We start from the raw sequence: 19,845 nt of genomic DNA on the forward strand, positions 1-19,845 counted from the left end.
ATAAAGGGGAAATCCTTTTTTGTCTAGTCGAACGTTTCACCCAATGGGTGAAAAGCAGAACCTTCCAGAAACCCTGTAATCAATACGGTTTCTGGAAGGTTTTTAAGTTAGGTATGAATAATTTGGGGTAAATTTTTTTCTATTTTACTTCCAAAATCTCAAAATCTAACCCGGATGTTCTGAAATGTCTTCAAAACGTCCTGAACGGTAAAATTGGATCGATTTAGGGTAGGTCAATAGGTGATTTTCAGACAGACGGACTGGGGATGTGCTATAATGGAAATAATAGATATGAATGAGGATTTTCCATGTATATTGAAATGCAAGACGAGACTGGGCGCGTGTCCCGGGATATGATGGTTGATATTGAAAAGCTGGTGCAATCGGCAGCCAAGCGAATTGGAAAAGAAGACAAGGAAATGGCCATCACTTTTGTAGATAATGAGCGCATCCATCAAGTGAATCTGGAATATCGTGGAATGGACCGGCCGACTGATGTTGTCAGTTTGGAGTATAAGCCAGAAGAGTCGATCTCTTTTGAAGATATGGACATGGACGAGGCAGACTTAGCGGAACTCATGGGTGAGTTCGATGCCTACATTGGAGAACTGTACATTTCAGTAGACCGGGCTTTAGAGCAGGCTGAGGATTATGGCCATTCTTTTGAACGGGAAATAGGCTTTTTGGCTGTTCATGGTTTTTTACATATCAATGGTTATGACCATTACACCCCGGAAGAAGAAGCAGAAATGTTTGGATTACAGGAAGAGATATTGACAGCTTATGGACTCACAAGGGAATAAACGCAAGTGGAAAAATCGAGATCTCATCTCTAGTTTAGAGTTTGCCCTAACCGGAATTGTCACGGCTTTTAAAGAAGAGGCTAATATGCGCAAGCATTTGGTTTCGGGAATTCTCGTTGTTGTGGCAGGCTTGATTTTTCAAGTTTCGGCGATTGAGTGGCTCTTTTTGTTGCTGAGTATCTTTATGGTGATTACTCTAGAAATTGTCAACTCAGCGATTGAGAATGTCGTGGATTTGGCTTCTAATTATCATTTTTCGATGCTGGCTAAACATGCAAAGGACATGGCTGCAGGAGCGGTTTTGTTCTTTTCTGGCTATGCTGTGATTACGGGACTGATTATTTTTGTCCCCAAAATTTGGAATCTATTTTTTTAAAGAATGAAGGAGAATGAATGTCTTTTAAATCAGGTTTTGTGGCGATTCTAGGTCGTCCGAATGTTGGAAAATCGACCTTTTTGAATCATGTTATGGGGCAAAAAATTGCCATCATGAGTGATAAAGCGCAAACGACACGAAATAAAATTATGGGGATTTATACGACCCCAGAGGAACAAATCGTCTTTATTGATACCCCTGGTATTCACAAGCCTAAAACGGCTTTGGGCGATTTCATGGTCGATGCAGCTTACTCAACCCTTCGTGAGGTGGATACCGTCCTCTTTATGGTGCCAGCTGATGAGCCTCGCGGTAAGGGAGATGATATGATTATGGAGCGCCTGAAACAGGCTAAAGTTCCTGTGATTTTAGTTGTGAATAAATTGGATAAAGTGAATCCAGAACAATTGTTGGATCAAATCCAGGACTTCAAGGATCAGATGGACTTTAAGGAAATTATTCCGATTTCTGCCCTTCAAGGGAACAATGTGTCCCACTTGATTGATGTCCTGTCCGAAAACCTTGAAGAGGGCGTGCAATACTTCCCAGAGGACATGATTACAGATCATCCAGAGCGTTTCCTTGTATCTGAGATGATTCGTGAGAAAGTGCTTCATTTAACACGAGAGGAAGTTCCTCATTCGATTGCGGTGGTGGTTGACAGCATGAAGCGCGATGAAGAGACCGATAAAATTCACATCCAGGCTACCATTATGGTAGAACGCTCCAGTCAAAAGGGGATTGTGATTGGCAAGGGCGGAGCTATGCTCAAGAAAATTGGGACCCTTGCCCGGAAGGATATCGAAACCATGTTAGGAGATAAGGTCTTCTTAGAAACCTGGGTTAAAGTGAAGAAAAATTGGCGAGACAAGAAATTGGATTTGGCCGATTTTGGTTATAATGAAAAGGAATACTAATGCCAGAACTACCTGAAGTAGAGACCGTTCGCCGCGGTCTTTCTCCATTGTTACGAGGAAAAGTCATTTCCCATGTGACCATTTTTTATCCACCCATGGTACGGACTGGAGCTGACGTTTTAGCACATGACCTGCTAGGACAGAAAATTCAAGATGTCCAGAGACGGGGCAAGTACCTCATTTTTGATTTGGGGCAACATGTTCTTTTGTCTCATCTGCGGATGGAAGGGAAGTTTTTCTTTCAAGAAGTAGCTCAAGAACCCTTGAAACACCAGCATGTTCTGATTGATTTTGAAGATGGTTCTCGTTTGGTTTATCAGGACGTTCGAAAGTTTGGAACCTTGGACTATTTACCCAAGGCAGATTTAGCAGCCTATTTTCAGTCCAAGAAACTAGGTCCAGAACCAGTTGAAGAAGCCTTTCTCCTCAAGGAGTTTCGAGAGGGACTAGGGAAGTCGCGAAAACCTGTGAAGCCCCTCCTTTTGGAGCAACGGCTTGTAGCTGGTTTAGGGAATATCTATGTGGATGAGGTTTTATGGAAGTCCAGGATTCATCCTATGCGTCCTGCTTCAAGCTTATCTGCTCAAAAAGCTGGGCAACTTCGCAAGGCTATTATTGAAACCTTGGCTGAGGGAGTAGCTCGTGGTGGTTCGACGATTCGTACTTATAAAAATGCTTTTGGGCAGGCAGGGACCATGCAGGAAACCCTGAAAGTCTATGGTCAGGAAGGTCATCCCTGTCCTCGTTGTGGTCATCCGATTGAAAAAATCAAAGTTGGAGGAAGGGGGACACATGTTTGTCCCCGGTGTCAAAAGTTATGAAATCCAAGATCATAGGTTTAACGGGTGGTATTGCTTCTGGCAAAAGCCAAGTCACCCACTATTTACGGAAACTGGGATACAAGGTAGTGGATGCTGATCAAGTAGTTCATGAATTACAGGCTCCCGGTGGGGCCCTCTATCAGCTTCTAGTGGATTACTTAGGCGATGGGATTTTAGAAGAGTCAGGAGAGTTGAATCGCTCCCTACTAGCTCAACGTTTTTTCTCGGATGCGGATTTGCGTGCTTGGTCTAAGCGGGAGCAAGGGCGCGTGATTCGAGAGGCTTTGGCAGCAGAATGGGAGCAGGCTCAGAAGTCTGGGCAGGTGGTCTTTTTTGACATTCCGCTTTTGTTCGAGGAGGATTACGTGGACTGGTTCGATGCGATTTGGCTGGTCTATGTGGATGAGGCTAGCCAGCTAGAGCGCCTGATGCGGCGGAATAATCTGTCCGAGCGTGAAGCCCGTAAGCGTTTGGATAGTCAGTGGTCTTTGGAACAGAAGAGACCTTTAGCCAGTCTTATCCTAGACAATCGTGGCAGTCTTGAACAACTTCACCAGCAAATTGATCAGATCTTGTCTGATTTGAGGGAAGGCTTTTAACCGATAAATGGGAGAATATGAGAATTAAAATTCAATTGCGCTGCCAATCTTGTGGCGGTCAAAATTATATCAGTAGTAAGAATCCTCAGTCGCATCCAGATCGGATTGAGGTGCTCAAATATTGTCCAAAGGAGCGTCAGGTAACCACTCATCAGGAAATGAAGTGAGGTCTTTGGTTTACAAGTTGGAGAAACTATGCTAATATAGAAGGGATTTGAAGGAGTTCGGCAATGTTTCAATTATTATTAACTGTATTTTTAGTCCTATCTGTTATTTTGGTCATGGTCATCTTTATGCAACCAACTAAGAATCAATCTTCTAACGTTTTTGATTCGAGTGCAGGTGATCTGTTTGAACGTACAAAAGCTCGGGGATTCGAGGCAGTCATGCAGCGAACAACTGCTGTCCTAGTCTTTTTCTGGCTAGCGATTGCTTTGGTCTTAGCCGTGTTATCAAGTATTTAGTACTTAACGAATTTCAAAATCGGAAGACTTGAAAAATTTCAAAAAAATGGCTAGGAAGGCCTCCTCGATGAACTAAAGTTCATCGAGGAGGCTTGACAAAGTCAGGTTTTGAAATTTAATGAGTATTAGCATTTAGGGCGAGTTGGAGCAAGATCACACAGGTCTTGCGTGCAACCGCCCTTTTTTGAGAGGTGTAAATGAGAGAAGAAATTCTGGCCCTATTGAAAGAATCTGGGTCAATGTCAGTGGATCAGTTAGGGGATTCCTTGGGAATAAAAAGCGCCAAGGGATTTACGAATCTGGTCAAAGAAATATCCCGTTTAGAAGAACAGGGAAAGTTGTCCTTTACGGATGAGGGAACAGTGGCTTTGAGAGAAGTGAAGAAAAAATCGGAGGTTCCCAAACTTGAAGGGATTTTCCATGCCCATAAATCAGGCTTTGGTTTTGTGACGGTTGATGAGGCCGAGCCAGATGTTTTTATCGGTCGTGATTTTGTCGATCAGGCGATAGATGGGGATCGGGTTCAGGTGGAAATCCTTAAAGTTGCGGATCGTATGAAAGGGTCTTCTGCGGAAGGGAAAATTGTTGATATTCTGGAACGTTCGCTGACCCGAGTCGTTGGGAAGGTTGTTTTGGAAGAAGGCAAGTCTAAGTATCCGGCCTATGTTCGTTCTCGTAATCAAAAAATTCAACAGCCGATTTATATTCAAAAAGGCGATTTCCAGTTAGACGGTACAGAAGTGGTAAAGCTGAAAATCCAGCAGTACCCAAGTAAAAAGCAGAATTATTTTCTTGCAGAATTAGTGGAAATCGTTGGTCATGTAGATGACACGGGAATCGATGTGTTAGAGGTTTTGGAATCTTTGGATATTGTCTCTGCTTTCCCTGAGGCTGTGTTAGCAGAAGCGGAGGCGATTCCTGATGCTCCGAGTGCCAAAGACATGGAAGGGCGACTAGATCTTCGTTCAGAATTGACCTTTACCATTGATGGTGCAGATGCTAAAGATTTAGATGATGCCGTTCACATCAAACGTCTGAAAGGCGGCAATTTTGAATTGGGAGTTCATATTGCGGATGTCTCTTACTATGTGAAGGAAGGGTCTGCTTTGGACAAGGAAGCTCTGGAGCGTGGAACTTCCGTCTATGTGACGGACCGTGTTGTTCCCATGCTACCGGAACGTCTGTCCAATGGAATTTGTTCCCTAAATCCGCAAGTGGACCGGCTGACCCAATCGGCTATTATGGAGATTGACCGTCGAGGTAAGGTCGTGCGGTATCAGTTGGCTGAAACAGTTATTAAAACGACCCAACGGATGACCTACTCGGATGTTAACGCCATCATTGCTGGGCAAGAAGAGGTGATTCAAGGCTATCCCGAATTACTGGAATCTGTGGAGGCTATGGTTGAGCTGCACAGGATTTTGGAGCAGATGCGGATTGATCGTGGAGCACTTAACTTTGATACCAACGAGGCAAAAATCTTAGTCAATGCTAAAGGGAAGCCGGTAGACATTGTTTTGCGTCAACGAGGCTTGGCAGAGCGAATGATTGAGTCCTTTATGTTGGTCGCCAATGAGACCGTTGCGGAGCATTTCTACCGCAAGGATTTGCCTTTTATCTATCGGATTCACGAAGATCCGAAAGCGGAGAAACTACAGAAATTTATCGATTTTACATCCAGTTTTGGCTTACGAGTTTATGGGACGGCTTCCAAGATGACTCAGGCATCGCTTCAGGATATCATGGCTGCTGCTAAGGGAGAGGTCTATGAAGAAGTTCTATCTATGATGCTCTTGCGGAGCATGCAGCAGGCCCGTTATTCGGAGCATAATCATGATGGGCACTACGGCTTGGCTGCTCCTTTCTATACCCACTTTACCAGTCCGATTCGGCGCTATCCAGATTTGATGGTCCACCGGATGATGCGGGACTATCGGAAGAGTGCTGAGAAAGCAGGGCATTTCCAAGAAATATTGCCAGCCATTGCCAGACAGTCTTCTAATCGCGAACGCCGCGCCATTGACGCGGAACGTTTTGTGGAATCTATGAAGAAGGCAGAATTTATGTCGGACTTTGTGGGACAAGAATTTGATGGGGTGATTGCCTCGGTCGTGAAATTCGGACTCTTTGTCGAGCTCCCGAATACGGTAGAAGGTCTCATTCACGTGACCAACCTACCTGAGTTTTACCATTTCGATGAACGGACACTATCCCTGCGTGGTGAACGCACCGGGACAACCTTTAGAGTGGGCCAACCCATTCGCATTCGCGTTGAACGGGCCGATAAGGAAACTGGAGAAATCGATTTTGCCTACCTAGCTGGCGGCGAGGTGGAGAAGAAGTCCTCTCGTTCTAAACGCTCGCGAGGCGAGCGCAAGGAAAAGCGGGAACAGTCCCAACCATTTTACAAAAAACAAGTCAAAAAAGGAGGTCGTCATGGCCAAAGGAGAGGGAAAGGTCGTCGCTCAAAATAAGAAAGCACGCCACGACTATACCATCGTTGATACCATTGAAGCGGGAATGGTTTTGACCGGAACGGAAATCAAAAGCGTTCGGGCGGCCCGGATTACGCTGAAAGATGGTTTTGCGCAAATTAAAAATGGCGAGGTTTGGTTAAGCAATGTTCATATTGCCCCTTATGAGGAAGGCAATATCTGGAACCAAGATCCAGAACGCCGTCGTAAGCTCTTACTCCATAAGAAGCAGATTCGAAAGTTAGAACAGGATACCAAGGGGACTGGTATGACACTAGTCCCTCTGAAGGTTTATTTGAAGGACGGCTACGCCAAATTGTTGCTGGGGTTGGCTATAGGGAAAAAAGATTATGACAAGCGGGAATCCATTAAACGCCGCGAGCAAAATCGTGATATTGATCGGCAGATGAAGAGCTTTAACCACCGCTAGGAGGTAAAAATGCACATTTCCAATCGTTTCAGCATCGGTGTCCATATCTTGGTTCTGGTAGCACGCCAAAATGAAGAAGACATGCTGACAAGTGAAAGCTTGGCTGGAAGTGTCGGTGTGAATCCTGTCATCGTTCATAAAGTCATGTCTCAACTCCGTCAGGCTGATTTGATTCAAACCAATTAAGGTATGGGAGGTATGGAGCTCGGACGCCAACCTGAAGAAATCACCTTGCAACAGGGGGAATTGGAGCAGACAAGCTATTTCGCTATCATGATAGGCCCAATCCCCAATGTGAGGTTGGTCGGACCATTCATGGCGTCCTGGACCATCACCTTGATGAAGTGAAGGTTGCTATGGAAGTATCCTTGAAGCAGCAAACCTTAGAAGATATCCTTGAAACGAGTCAAGGAAAAATTGATAGTCCTGAAAACCAATCCTGAGGGGTTGGTTTTTTGTGTTAGAGAGAACAGTATGTATAATTTTTGGGGAGTTAGGAGCCTATACTCATTGCATTTCAATATCTGATGTTGTCAAGCCTCTTTGATGAACTTACTGATTGCGTGCCTTGCACGCTTAATGGATAATATTCAACAGGTTGTTGAACGGCCATCATCAGCTGTCCTCGTCATTTTTTTCAAATTCCGCGATTATTCTGATTTTGAAATTCCCAATTTGTATAAAGTCATAAAAAGAGTAGAAGTCTGATATATCTCTTATAATTATCAGATGAATTATAGCTGTTTTTTTCAATATTCAACTTTTTTTCGTAAATCACGTATAAATTGTTGACAAATCATCAGATGAATAATAGGATAATAGTAAGGAAAGCGTTTTCGAATATCACAAATTGTCTTAGGAGGTTTATGATTATGGAAAAAAGAGTCGATAAGCGGATTGAGGACGTGACCTACAATAGAGCGAAGTTCTGGCAAATTCTATTGTTCTCATTAAATAACGCCTCTACCAATATTTATTTGATGGCTTTTACTTTTGTCACTTATCTATCAACGGGCGTATTAGGGCTCACGGCTCTCTTTGTCAGCCAATTAATGGGTTATGTACGGATTTTCGATGGTTTTATTGATCCGACTATTGGAGTTTTAATTGATAAAACAGATACCAAGTTTGGGAAATATCGTCCGATTCTAGTTTTAGGAAATGTAATTACTGCAATTTCATTGATTTTAATGTTGGGCTTACAGAACTTAGATGAAGGAATCAGAATGCCTCTATTTTTAGTGATTTTGATTATTCATAAGATTGGTTATTCATTGCAACAAACCATTACAAAAGCTGGACAAGTCGCATTGACCAATGATCCTAAGCAGCGCCCTATCTTTAATATGATTGATGGAATTGCAACAACACTGCTTTTCACAGGAAGTCAAATTTTTATTTCTGGAAGTATGGTTCCAAGACACGGTGGTTTTACAGCTAGCTTCTTTACAGAACTTTTTCTTGGGGTCATTATTATTTCTGCTATCTTGGCAATCTTAGCGATTGTTGGTATTTGGGAAAAAGATAACAAGAAATACTTTGGATTGGGTGATAAGACCCAAGAAACTAGTCTTAAAGACTACTGGAAAGTTATCAAGGGCAACCAGCCTCTTAAAGTTTTGTCCATTTCTGCAGCATTTGTTAAATTTGTGAGTCAATTATTTGGAGATTCAGTATTAGTCGTGATGCTTTATGGTATTCTTTTTGGTGATTATGCCTTATCTGGTCAGATGTCACTATTATTGATTCTCCCTGGTATTTTGGTGAACTTGGGTGCTGCACAAATTGCGCGGCGAAAAGGTCTACGATTTGCTTACGTAACTGCTCTTCAGGTAGGGATATTTGGTCTTGTTGGCTTAGCCTATTTCCTCTTTAGAGCTGAGCCTGGAATGTTGAGTTTGACATCGTTGAACTTGTTCACAATAGGATTTTTTATAACCTATACTTTGGGTCGTTATGCTTCTAGTGCTCCATCTGGCTTGGTACTTACGATGGGAGCCGACATTACTGACTATGAGACATCTGTCTCTGGTCGTTATTTGTCAGGGATGATTGGAACCATTTTCTCACTAACAGATTCAATCGCATCTTCTTTTGCGCCGATGGTGATTGGATTTGTATTAGCTGGTATCGGATTTGGAAAAGAATATCCAACTGTGGAAACAGCTTATTCTACAGACTTGAAAATGGCAACAATTATTTTAATGATTGTCATTCCTGTGGTAACGCTTAGCCTCTCACTTTTCCTCATGAAATTTTATAACCTTGATCAAGAAGAAATGGCTCGAATTCAAGAGAAAATTCATGTGATGAAAGCTGCAAAGGATGAAGAACGAGTTATGGCAATTGCCAAAAATGTACCACTAACAGATATGGACTATGTGGATGTCAAGCAATATAAAGTCGATCAATACGATGAAAAGTAATGACTTTTTGGATTCGGAAAAGCTTAGCAATGCTGAGCTTTTCTACTAGAAAGGGGGATCTATGAAGAAAGTCTTATCGATAGGGGAGGTACTGATGCGCCTTTCACCGCCTCATTATCAAACTCTACAACAGACTGGGATGTTCGATATTCAGTTTGGCGGTTCGGAATTAAACGTACTTACGGTGTTGCGTCAATTAGGCCATGAAGTGGAGTTACTGACAGGTTTACCAGAAAATGAATTAGGCCATATGGCAGAACAGTCATTACTCTCACAACGGATTGGTCAGAATTATCTAGTACGAAAGCCTGGCCGTATGGGACTCTACTATTATCAAAAAGGTTATTCTATACGCCCCAGTCGAATCATTTATGATCGAGAATATAGTGTTTTTAGTCAGTTGAATAAGCTTGACTTTAACCTAGATACCGTTTTTGATCAAGTAGATTGGTTTCATGTTAGTGGGATTACGATTGCTCTCAGTTCTCAGGTTGCTGAATTAACCCTACACTTGATGAGGCAAGCTAAGGCCCTCCATATTCCAATATCGCTTGATCTGAATTATCGGGAGCATTTGTGGAATTCTTTTCAGGAAGCACGGGACTTGTTAGCGGATTTTGTAGAATTGGCAGATGTTTGTTTTGGTTTGGAGCCTATTCATTTAGGGAGTGACAGTGGGGGAGACTTGAAAGATCTTTTGGGATTTAAACGGCCTTACAAAGATAAAAAACTATTACTCCAAGTTCTGAATGAAATTTCCCAAGTCTATGGTCTTAGAAGTATTGCTTTTACTGAACGAGAACAGACCTATAACAATGCTTATTGCCTTAGAGGTTATCTTTATGAAGAAGGTCAGCTCTATGAAAGTCCTAAAAAACAAATTCAAGTTTTAGATCGTGTAGGTAGTGGGGATGCTTTCACTGCGGGTATTTTACATGGATACCTTGAAAATAGAATTCCGACAGAGATATTAGAAATCGGAATGGCTAGTTTTGTTTGGAAACATACTATTGAGGGCGACATATCCCAATTTAGTTCGCAAGAGCTTCAAGCAATACTTAGAGAAGATTCGTTTGAAATAAAACGATAGTGAGGAGAGTAATATGTTGTATCCAATTGGAAATAGATATCGTGGACTGACTAGTTTAAACGGTATTTGGAAATTTAAACAAGGTGAAAATAACGTGAGTTTGCCGATGGAGTCTGATGAGGTTATGGCAGTCCCATCTTCCTTTAATGACATTGTGGTGAATCAGAAGCAACGTGATTTTATTGGTGATAATTGGTATGAGTGTCAGATCTATTTGCCACAAGTAGCAGAATACGAAGAACTTTTGATTCGATTTGGATCGGTAACCCATACAGCCAAAGTTTACATTGAAGGAGAGTTGGTTGGAGAACACAAAGGTGGTTTCACTCCATTTGAAGTAGTAATACCAGAACAATATTATCATCAAGAAACAGCACGTTTAACAGTGGTTGCTAATAATGTGTTGGACTACACAACCCTGCCTGTAGGAAATTATTTTGAGGAAACTGATGAAAACGGAGAGGTGCATAAAAAGGTTAAGGAAAATTTTGATTTTTTCAATTATGCAGGTATTCATCGGTCTGTCTATTTATACAGGGTTCCTAAAAATAGAATTAGGGATATTACAGTTGTTACAGACTTGTCGGAAGATTTAAATCAAGCGGAAATTCGGGTAGAAGTTCAGGTGAAAGGAACTGCAAAACAACTGAACATTATTCTTTTAGACCAAGAAGGGCAAGTGATCGGTGTTTTCAATGAAGATAAGATTGTGGTTGAAAATCCACGTTTGTGGGAGGTTTTGGATGCTTACCTCTATGCTGTTAAGGTGGAATTAATTGAAAAAGGTCAGGTAATTGATACTTATACAGAGTCCTTCGGGGTCCGTAAGATTGATATTTCCAATGGACAATTTTTGATTAACAACAAACCATTCTATTTTAAAGGATTTGGTAAACATGAAGATACGTTCATAAACGGTCGAGGTTTAAATGAAGCAGCTAATTTGATGGATTTAAATTTACTAAAAGTCCTTGGTGCTAATTCTTTTCGTACTTCTCACTATCCTTATTCAGAAGAAATGATGCGATTGGCAGATCGACTGGGTGTTGTTGTGATTGATGAAGTTCCAGCTGTTGGACTTTTTCAATCGTTTAGTGCAGCTCTTGATTTAATGGCTGAAAAAGAAGAGCCGCAAAATACTTGGGAAGTCATGCAAACAAAAGATGCCCATGAGCAAGTGATTGATGAATTGATTGCACGGGATAAAAATCATCCGTCGGTTGTTATGTGGGTTGTTGCCAATGAGCCAGCCTCACATGATTTAGGGGCACGAGATTATTTTGCTCCTTTAATTAAAAGAATGAAAGAGGCAGATCCTGCACATCGGCCAGTGACTTTGGTCAATATTATGACAGCCACACCGGATAAAGACGAAGTCATGGATCTAGTGGATGTTGTCTCTCTTAATCGTTATTATGGTTGGTATGTTGCGCATGGTGATTTAAGCAATGGCGAAAAAGGACTTCGTAGAGAGTTGGAGCAATGGCAAAACCTCTATCCTAAAAAGCCAATTTTAATCACAGAGTATGGTGCAGATACTTTACCAGGACTACATTCCATGTGGGATATTCCTTATACTGAGGAGTTTCAGGCTGCTTATTATGAAATGAATCATCGGGTTTTTGATGCTATTCCAAATGTGGTAGGAGAACAAGTTTGGAATTTTGCTGATTTTGAAACGAATGTTGCTTTATTCCGTATTCAAGGAAATCATAAAGGATTGTTCTCTAGAAATCGTCAACCAAAGCAAATTGTAAAAGAGGTACAAAGACGTTGGTCAAGTATTCCCCACTACAACTATAAGAAAAAATAGTCTATAATCAATCTGTAGGATAAAATATAGCAGGAGGGATCTATGGCCAAGCCATTAGTAGAACAAACTACAGATAAATTATTAGAGTTGATTCGTGCGAGAGATTATCAGGTGGGGGATAGGCTACCAAATGAGTATGAACTTGCTAAAGATTTAGAAGTTGGACGTTCCACCGTTAGAGAAGCGGTGAGAAGTCTAGCTGGTCGAAATATATTAGAAGTAAGACAAGGATCGGGAACTTATATAAGTTCTAAAAAAGGAGTGGTAGAAGATCCTTTGGGATTTTCACTTGTTCGTGACCGTATGAAGCTGACAACAGATCTTTTTGAGCTTCGTTATTTATTGGAGCCTAGGATTGCTGAGAGAGTTGCGCAATTCGCCACCGATGAGGATATTAAACGATTAGAGAACATCGTTATTGAAATTGAAGAGGCAATTGAGGCTGATGATAACCGACATTTGGAGCTAGATGTAGAATTTCACTGTATGTTAGCCGAGATGTGTGGAAACATTGCTATGACAACTTTGATGCCAGTAATCAATCAATCCATTCATTTGATTAATGAGAATTACACAAGTCGTCAGATGAAAGAGGATAGTGTTTTGGCTCACCGTTCTATTCTCAGGTCCATCCAAAATAGGCATCCAATTGGAGCTTACGATAGTATGATGGCTCATATAGTATCAGTACGTCAGACTGTTTTTAGTGATTGGAATGAGAAAAATGAAGCAATTCAAGGAATTGAAAGATAGTTATGTGATTCGGATTTGATACAAATACACCTAGTGTTTATTTTACTGGGTGTATTTTTTTTGCACTAAAAAGCATTAAACCCCTTGACAATTCATCTGATGATTTATATACTAATGGTAGATGAATGCGTTACCAATTAGGAGGAGCTCATGATTGAATTGATAAAACAAAATTATTATTTTGCAGTTATACGCGGAAAAGATGAGGATGAAGCCAAGGAAATTGCGAGGCAATCGATTTTAGGAGGTATTCGTAATATAGAGATTACTTATTCAACGCCAAATGCAAATCAAGTAATTGCTGATTTAGTTCAGGAGTTCTCAGATGATTTACAAGTTGTTGTTGGAGCTGGTACTGTAATGAGTACAGATTTGGCTTATCAAGCTATTGAAGCGGGAGCTGCATTTCTTGTGAGTCCGCATTTCGATCCAGATATTCAAGTTATAGCACAAGAAGAAGGAATCTATTATTTCCCGGGTTGTGGAACAGTTACAGAGGTTGTTCGAGCAGATCGAGCAGGATGCCCAATTATCAAACTTTTTCCAGGAGGTGTCTTAGGTTCAGGGTTTATTAAAGATATTCATGGACCAATTCCTGATGTAAATATCATGCCCTCTGGTGGGGTTTCTATAGATAATGTAGCTCAATGGCGACAAGCGGGAGCCTGTGCTATCGGAATTGGTTCAGCTCTAGTAAAACGACTAGACCAGGATGGTTTTGATAGTATACGAGAAATTGCAGCAGATTTTGTAGCGGCAGGAGGTATTTAAAATGTCTTTCTTTGATGAAAACTTTATGTTAAAAAATAGTTCCGCTATTCAACTTTATCAATCTATTAAGAAATTACCAATATATGATTTTCATTGTCACTTGGATCCTCGAGAAATTTTTGAGGATAGGGTGTATGACGATATTGTAGATTTATGGTTGGGAGGAGACCATTACAAATGGCGTCTAATGCGTGCTAACGGCGTTTCAGAATATTATATTACTGGTGAGGCATCAAATCTTGACAAATTTATAGCCTGGGCCAGTACTTTAGAGGTAGCCTATGGAAATCCTCTTTACCATTGGAGTCATTTGGAATTGCGAAATGTCTTTGGGATTAATGAGCTTCTAACTAAAGATAACGCGGAAGAGATGTATGATCGATTAAATTCAATTATCCAAGAGAAGTCTATTAGCCCTCGTAAGCTCATCGCAGAATCAAATGTTGAATTTATTGGGACTACAGATGGTCCTTTAGACTCACTGGAATGGCATCAAAAGCTTTCTGAAGATACAAGTTTCGATACTATTGTTGCACCTACGTTTCGTCCAGATCAAGCATTTGTGGAGCATCAGGAATTTGCGAAGTTTACAGCTCGGTTAGAGGAAATGTCTGGAAAAATGATCCATTCCTATACGGATTTCATTAGTGCGATGGGAGAACGTATCTCTTTCTTTGCCAAACAAGGATGTCGAGCTAGTGATATTAGTTTTTTAAAGATTGTTTACCGACCTGTGGATACGGCTGATTTGAATCAGATTTTAGCTGCTGCCCGTGAAGGGAATGAGCTGAGCCAAGAGGCAATCGAAGCTTGGCAAACAGCATTGTTTAGGGTTTTGTGTCGTTTTTATAAACAATATGATTTTATTACGCAGGTACATTTTGGAGCCTTACGTAATAATCATTCTTACTTAGCGCAAAAACTTGGGGCAGACGTAGGAGTCGATTCTATGGGAGATCAAATAAATTTGGCTTTTCAACTAAATCGTATTTTGGATGACCTAGTACAAGAAGAGGCTTTACCTAAGATGATTTGGTACAATTTGAATCCGAATTATAATCACGTGTTGGCGAACACCTTGGCGAATTTCCAAGCAAATGAAAAGGGGCAGGCTGCACAATTACAGCTTGGAGCTGGTTGGTGGTTTAATGATACACGCCAAGGGATGATTCAACAGATGGATGCCTATGCTGAACAGGGGATTCTAGCACACTTTGTAGGAATGTTGACAGATTCACGTAGTTTCTTATCCTATCAGCGCCACGACTATTTCAGAAGGATTCTTGCTTCCTATATAGGGCGTTGGGTTGAAGAAGGCGAGGTACCAGTAGATTATCCACGTTTAGAACAGCTAGTTAAAGCGATTGCCTTTAACAATGCTCAGGCGTTTTTTAGAAAATAAGGAGTGACACTATGAAAATGTCTTTTCGTTGGTATGGAGAAAAGGATCCAGTATCGTTAGAAGAAATTAAAGCAATTCCTGGTATGCAAGGGATTGTCACAGCGGTATATGATGTGCCTGTAGGACAGCCTTGGCCACTGGAAAAAATTCTAAAATTAAAGGAAAAAGTCGAAGCAGCTGGTCTTGAAATTTCCGTTATTGAGTCTATTCCTGTTCATGAAGATATTAAGCAGGGAAAAAGCAATCGTGATGAATTAATAGAGAACTACAAAACTTCTATTCGAAATGTAGGACAGGCTGGTATCCCTGTTGTCTGTTATAATTTCATGCCTGTCTTTGATTGGACGCGCTCAGATTTGTATCATCCCCTACCTGATGGAACGACTTCTTTAGCATTTTTAAAATCAGATTTAGAGGGAGTTGATCCAGTTGCAGATGATTTAAATTTACCAGGCTGGGATTCCTCTTATTCTAAGGATGAGATGAAGGCCATCATTGAGAATTACAGACAAAATATTTCAGAACAAGATTTATGGGCTAATTTAGACTATTTTATTAAGGCTATCTTGCCGACAGCTGAAAAGGCAGGTGTGAAAATGGCTATTCATCCAGATGACCCACCATATGGAATCTTCGGATTACCAAGAATTATCACAGGACAAAAAGCAGTGGAACGTTTCCTAGGCCTATATGATTCTGAATACAATGGAATGACTATGTGCGTAGGTTCTTATGCTTCTGATCCATCTAATGATGTACTTGCGATGATGGAGTATGCCCTTCAACGGAATCGTATTCATTTTATGCACACGAGAAATGTCACAGCTGGCAATTGGGGATTCCAAGAGACTGCACATTTATCACAAGCTGGGGATATCGATATGAATGCAGTGATTAAATTACTAGTAGACTATGACTGGCGAGGAGCGCTTCGACCAGATCATGGTCGTCGAATCTGGGGGGACCAGACTAAGACACCAGGCTATGGTCTATACGATCGAGCTCTCGGTGCTACCTATTTTAATGGTCTTTATGAAGCGAATATGAGAGCGTCTGGTAAAATACCTGATTTTGGAATTGTAGTAAAAACTGTTGGGAATAAGGAGGAGTAGCTTATGGTAAAAGTAATTGATTTCAAAGATAAAGTAGTCGTGGTTACGGGAGCAGGAGGAGTCCTTTGTGGGTACTTGGCTACTGAATTTGCTAAAGCAGGAGCAAAGGTTGCTCTATTAGACTTGAATCAAGAAGCTGCTCAAACTTATGTAGATCAAATTTTGGAAGCGGGTGGTCATGCCAAGGCTTATGAATCAAATGTTTTAGATAAGGCAAATTTAGAACAAGTACGTAAAACCATTCTGGCTGATTTTGGAGCAGTAGATATTTTAGTAAATGGAGCCGGGGGCAATAATCCAAAAGCGACTACCGATAATGAATTTCATGAAGTTGATTTACCTGAGGATACTAATAGTTTCTTTGACTTAGACGAAGCTGGAATTAGTTTTGTCTTCAATCTTAATTATTTAGGGACACTTTTATCAACACAAGTTTTTGCCAAGGATATGGTAGGCCGCCCCGGAGCTAATATTATCAATATTTCCAGTATGAATGCTTTCACCCCTTTAACGAAGATTCCGGCTTATTCTGGCGCTAAGGCTGCTATCAGTAATTTTACGCAATGGCTTGCAGTTCATTTTTCAAAAGTGGGGATTCGTTGCAATGCCATTGCACCAGGATTCTTGGTAACAAATCAAAACCGTACTTTGTTATTTGATAACGAAGGTCAGCCAACAGCTCGTGCTCATAAAATTTTGAATAATACGCCAATGGGACGTTTTGGTGAGGCGGAAGAACTAGTTGGCGGAGTATTTTTCTTAGCTGATGAAAATTTGTCTAGTTTTGTTAATGGTGTTGTACTGCCAATTGATGGTGGATTTTCAGCCTATTCTGGAGTCTAGTATGGAAAAGAATGTTATTTATTGTGTTGATTCTGATGGCTGCGCCATGGATACAATGACTTACAAACATCAATTATTTTTTGGTCCATTAGCTGCAGAAGTATTTGAAGTAGATAATCGTGAAGACTTTCTGAGAGAATGGAATCGTGTTAATCTTTTCTCGATTAGTAGAGGGATTAATCGTTTTGTTGGATTAGTCCGAGGATTGGAATATGCCGGTATTTCTAATATTTCAGCTTTAAAAAAGTGGGTGGAAGAGACAGATTCACTTTCCAATGATTCGTTAGAAAAAGAGTTGCAAAACCGTCCATCGAAAGATCTAAACAAAGCATTGGATTGGTCACTACGGGTGAATCAGGCGATTAAAGCCTATGAAGGCCCTATTCTAGCTTTTCCAGGAGTGAGGGAATGCTTCGGACAGATGAGACAATTTGGTGAAATCGTCGTTGTTTCCTCGGCTAATAAAGAAGCTGTGATGGAGGAATGGGAAGCACAGGGGTTACTGCAGTATGTATCAGAAGTTTTTTGTCAGGATCGTGGATTGAAATCGGATATTATTGCATCTTTGATGGGTGGAGGAGTAATAAATAATGGAATTCTAATGGTTGGTGACTCAGTAGGTGATCTAGAGGCTGCCAAAAATAACGAAGTAGCTTTTTATCCTATTATGGTGGGAAAAGAAGAGGAATCATGGGAGCAACTTAGGGAACAGGTGGCATCTGCTTTTGCAAGAGGGGACTACTCTGCAGAAATGGAACAAGAACAAATCCAAAGATTCTGGAAAAACCTTGATTCCTAGAAAGGAAAATGAGATGGCACATAAAGTTGATTTACGAAAAAAACCTTATAACTTGGATGATGACGCTATCGCTTGGGTTGAGAATACCATCCAATCTATGACTTTGGATGAAAAAATCGGGCAACTCTTTGTGAATATGGGAAGTGAGAGAACTGAAGAGTATTTAACTGGTGTTCTGAATGACTATAAAATTGCTGCAGTTCGCTACAACAAAGGGACTGCGAGCGAGGTTTGGGAACAGAATTATATTCTTCAGACTAAATCTAAGATTCCTCTTTTGATAGCAGCAAATACAGAAGCAGGAGGCGATGGTGCTGTAACAGATGGAACCAAAATTGGAGATGAGGTTAAAATTGCTGCGGCTAATAATCCCCAATATGCTTATCAAATGGGAAAAGTTGCGGGAATTGAAGCAGGAGCAGTCGGTTGTAATGTTTCTTTTGCACCAATCATGGATCTCAGTCGCAATTGGAGAAATCCAATTATTGCAAATCGAACTTGGGGAGCGAATGTTGAACAAGTTATAGAACTTTCAAAAGAGTATATGAAAGGGATTATGGAAGAGGGGATTTTACCATTTGCGAAACATTTCCCTGGAGATGGAATTGATGAGCGAGACCATCATCTTTCCTTTGCATCTAATCCAATGTCAAAAGCTGAGTGGATGGATAGCTTTGGTCGAATCTACCGTGAGATGGCGGAAGCGGGTCTTCCTGGAATTATGGCTGGGCATATTCATTTACCACGTGTAGAACAAGAGATGCATCCAGATCGTTCTGTGGATGAGTTGCTTCCAGCTTCACTAAATAAGACATTACTTGATGAATTACTCCGAGGTGAGCTGGGGTATAATGGGGCTATTGTAACCGATGCTAGTCACATGGTAGCCATGACTTCTTCTATGTCCCGACGTGAACTACTTCCGTCAGCTATTGAAGCTGGATGTGACCTTTTCTTATTTTTCAATGATCCAGATGAAGATTTGACATGGATGAAGCAAGGTTATGAGGAGGGGCTTTTATCAGAAGAACGTCTTCTCGATGCTCTTCGTCGGACTTTAGGATTAAAAGCTAAACTGGGACTCCATCTCTATGAAGGTCGTCGCCAGGAAGTTCTCCCTTCAAAAGAGGAAGCCATGAAACGTATCGGTCTACCTGAAGCACACGAATTAGCTAAAGAAGTTGCGGACAAATCAATCACCCTTGTTAAAGCAAAAGAAGACGGGATTTTTCCTGTAACGCCAAATCACTATAAGCGAATTTTACTGGTAGATGTCGAAGGCTATAAAGGTGGGTTTGGTGCTATGATTAATGCTGGAAAAAAACGTGCATCTGACTACTTAAAAGAATTACTGGAAATGCGTGGTCATGAGGTAAGCATTTGGGAAAACACGGAAGAACGTATCAATAAATTACCTGTTGAACAAAGACCCGCTGCGATGGCTAATGTCTATGCTTCCAAACGTAAAATTGCAGATATCACAAATCATTATGATTTAATTATTAATTTAGTTGATGTTAATTCGGGAGGGACGACACAACGGATTATTTGGCCTGCAGCTAAAGGAACTCCAGATCAACCCTTCTATGTTCACGAAATTCCTACAATTCTGGTTTCGCTTCAACATCCATTTGCATTGGCAGATATGCCTCAAGTAGGAACGTATATCAATGCATATGATAGTCTTCCTGTTACACTAGAAGCACTAGTTGAAAAGTTAGCAGGTGAATCAGAGTTTACAGGTGTATCTCCAGTAGATGCTTATTGTGGTTTTTTGGATACCCAAATCTGGAGAAAGCCATAAGAATTCATTGAGTCACTTTAACCCGAATTATTCATACCCTGAATATCTTTGCGTAACTATCAAAAAAATCATCAGAAACAAGCAATAAATAATTGCAATTCTGATGATTTTTATGAACGATCAAGCTTTTCTATAAATAAAGATGGGT

The 19,845-nt window shown here is 40.9% G+C and carries 21 protein-coding genes; all 21 read left to right on the forward strand.

Translation table 11 applies throughout. The annotated features are described in order from the left end of the window. Positions 1-308: 308 nt before the first annotated feature. The 21 genes from ybeY (at position 309) to JEQ21_RS07745 (ending at position 19,697) form a co-directional block, all read left to right on the forward strand. On the forward strand, positions 309-803 hold the full coding sequence (gene ybeY, locus JEQ21_RS07650) for an rRNA maturation RNase YbeY (RefSeq protein WP_199364775.1): 495 nt from the start codon (positions 309-311) through the stop codon (positions 801-803). Then, the gene (locus tag JEQ21_RS07655; RefSeq protein WP_199364776.1) at positions 784-1,179 is read left to right on the forward strand and encodes a diacylglycerol kinase family protein; all 396 of its coding nucleotides are present in this window, start codon (positions 784-786) and stop codon (positions 1,177-1,179) included. Before ybeY ends, JEQ21_RS07655 begins: the two co-directional genes overlap by 20 nt. A 17-nt stretch (positions 1,180-1,196) precedes the next feature. Then, a complete protein-coding gene (gene era, locus JEQ21_RS07660) occupies positions 1,197-2,096 on the forward strand; it encodes a GTPase Era (RefSeq protein ID WP_196090895.1) in 900 nt (299 codons plus the stop codon). Then, complete coding sequence (gene mutM, locus JEQ21_RS07665; RefSeq protein WP_199364777.1) at positions 2,096-2,917, forward strand: DNA-formamidopyrimidine glycosylase; 822 nt, start codon at positions 2,096-2,098, stop codon at positions 2,915-2,917. Before era ends, mutM begins: the two co-directional genes overlap by 1 nt. Beyond that, complete coding sequence (gene coaE / locus JEQ21_RS07670; RefSeq protein ID WP_199364778.1) at positions 2,914-3,516, forward strand: dephospho-CoA kinase; 603 nt, start codon at positions 2,914-2,916, stop codon at positions 3,514-3,516. Before mutM ends, coaE begins: the two co-directional genes overlap by 4 nt. A gap of 17 nt (positions 3,517-3,533) precedes the next feature. Continuing rightward, positions 3,534-3,683 (forward strand): 50S ribosomal protein L33, encoded by a 150-nt coding sequence (gene rpmG, locus JEQ21_RS07675; protein ID WP_199364779.1) that lies wholly within the window; start codon positions 3,534-3,536, stop codon positions 3,681-3,683. A gap of 63 nt (positions 3,684-3,746) precedes the next feature. Further along, positions 3,747-3,980: a preprotein translocase subunit SecG gene (gene secG / locus JEQ21_RS07680; protein WP_196090898.1), complete on the forward strand. Its 234-nt coding sequence runs from the start codon at positions 3,747-3,749 to the stop codon at positions 3,978-3,980. Between the two features lie 197 nt (positions 3,981-4,177). Beyond that, positions 4,178-6,454, forward strand: a complete 2,277-nt coding sequence (rnr, locus tag JEQ21_RS07685) for a ribonuclease R (RefSeq protein WP_199364780.1) — start codon at positions 4,178-4,180, stop codon at positions 6,452-6,454. Continuing rightward, the gene (gene smpB, locus JEQ21_RS07690; RefSeq protein WP_199364781.1) at positions 6,417-6,884 is read left to right on the forward strand and encodes an SsrA-binding protein SmpB; all 468 of its coding nucleotides are present in this window, start codon (positions 6,417-6,419) and stop codon (positions 6,882-6,884) included. The genes rnr and smpB overlap by 38 nt, the downstream gene beginning before the upstream one ends. Positions 6,885-6,893: 9 nt before the next feature. After that, entirely contained in the window at positions 6,894-7,070 is a 177-nt protein-coding gene (locus JEQ21_RS09980; protein WP_233340815.1) for an Rrf2 family transcriptional regulator, read from the forward strand. Positions 7,071-7,082: 12 nt separating this feature from the next. Continuing rightward, complete coding sequence (locus tag JEQ21_RS09985) at positions 7,083-7,232, forward strand: hypothetical protein (RefSeq protein ID WP_233340817.1); 150 nt, start codon at positions 7,083-7,085, stop codon at positions 7,230-7,232. 524 nt (positions 7,233-7,756) lie between these two features. Beyond that, entirely contained in the window at positions 7,757-9,310 is a 1,554-nt protein-coding gene (locus JEQ21_RS07700) for an MFS transporter (RefSeq protein ID WP_199364782.1), read from the forward strand. 61 nt (positions 9,311-9,371) lie between these two features. Then, positions 9,372-10,400, forward strand: a complete 1,029-nt coding sequence (locus JEQ21_RS07705) for a sugar kinase (RefSeq protein ID WP_199364783.1) — start codon at positions 9,372-9,374, stop codon at positions 10,398-10,400. Positions 10,401-10,413: 13 nt separating this feature from the next. Continuing rightward, positions 10,414-12,213 carry a beta-glucuronidase gene (gene uidA, locus JEQ21_RS07710; RefSeq protein WP_199364784.1) on the forward strand — a complete coding sequence of 600 codons (1,800 nt, stop codon included), beginning with the start codon at positions 10,414-10,416 and terminating at the stop codon, positions 12,211-12,213. Between the two features lie 42 nt (positions 12,214-12,255). After that, positions 12,256-12,966 (forward strand): FadR/GntR family transcriptional regulator, encoded by a 711-nt coding sequence (locus tag JEQ21_RS07715; RefSeq protein WP_199364785.1) that lies wholly within the window; start codon positions 12,256-12,258, stop codon positions 12,964-12,966. 150 nt (positions 12,967-13,116) lie between these two features. Further along, positions 13,117-13,737 (forward strand): bifunctional 4-hydroxy-2-oxoglutarate aldolase/2-dehydro-3-deoxy-phosphogluconate aldolase, encoded by a 621-nt coding sequence (locus tag JEQ21_RS07720; protein WP_196967468.1) that lies wholly within the window; start codon positions 13,117-13,119, stop codon positions 13,735-13,737. 1 nt (position 13,738) lies between these two features. Then, the gene (uxaC, locus tag JEQ21_RS07725; protein WP_199364786.1) at positions 13,739-15,139 is read left to right on the forward strand and encodes a glucuronate isomerase; all 1,401 of its coding nucleotides are present in this window, start codon (positions 13,739-13,741) and stop codon (positions 15,137-15,139) included. A gap of 11 nt (positions 15,140-15,150) precedes the next feature. Further along, a complete protein-coding gene (locus JEQ21_RS07730) occupies positions 15,151-16,251 on the forward strand; it encodes a mannonate dehydratase (RefSeq protein WP_199364787.1) in 1,101 nt (366 codons plus the stop codon). 3 nt (positions 16,252-16,254) lie between these two features. After that, on the forward strand, positions 16,255-17,094 hold the full coding sequence (locus JEQ21_RS07735; protein WP_199364788.1) for an SDR family oxidoreductase: 840 nt from the start codon (positions 16,255-16,257) through the stop codon (positions 17,092-17,094). A gap of 1 nt (position 17,095) precedes the next feature. Next, the gene (locus tag JEQ21_RS07740) at positions 17,096-17,893 is read left to right on the forward strand and encodes an HAD family hydrolase (protein WP_199364789.1); all 798 of its coding nucleotides are present in this window, start codon (positions 17,096-17,098) and stop codon (positions 17,891-17,893) included. 13 nt (positions 17,894-17,906) lie between these two features. Further along, positions 17,907-19,697, forward strand: coding sequence for a glycoside hydrolase family 3 protein (locus JEQ21_RS07745; protein WP_199364790.1), 1,791 nt, complete (start codon positions 17,907-17,909; stop codon positions 19,695-19,697). Positions 19,698-19,845: the final 148 nt, after the last annotated feature.

It is taken from the genome of Streptococcus sp. 121 (assembly GCF_016458205.1).
Classification (GTDB): domain Bacteria; phylum Bacillota; class Bacilli; order Lactobacillales; family Streptococcaceae; genus Streptococcus.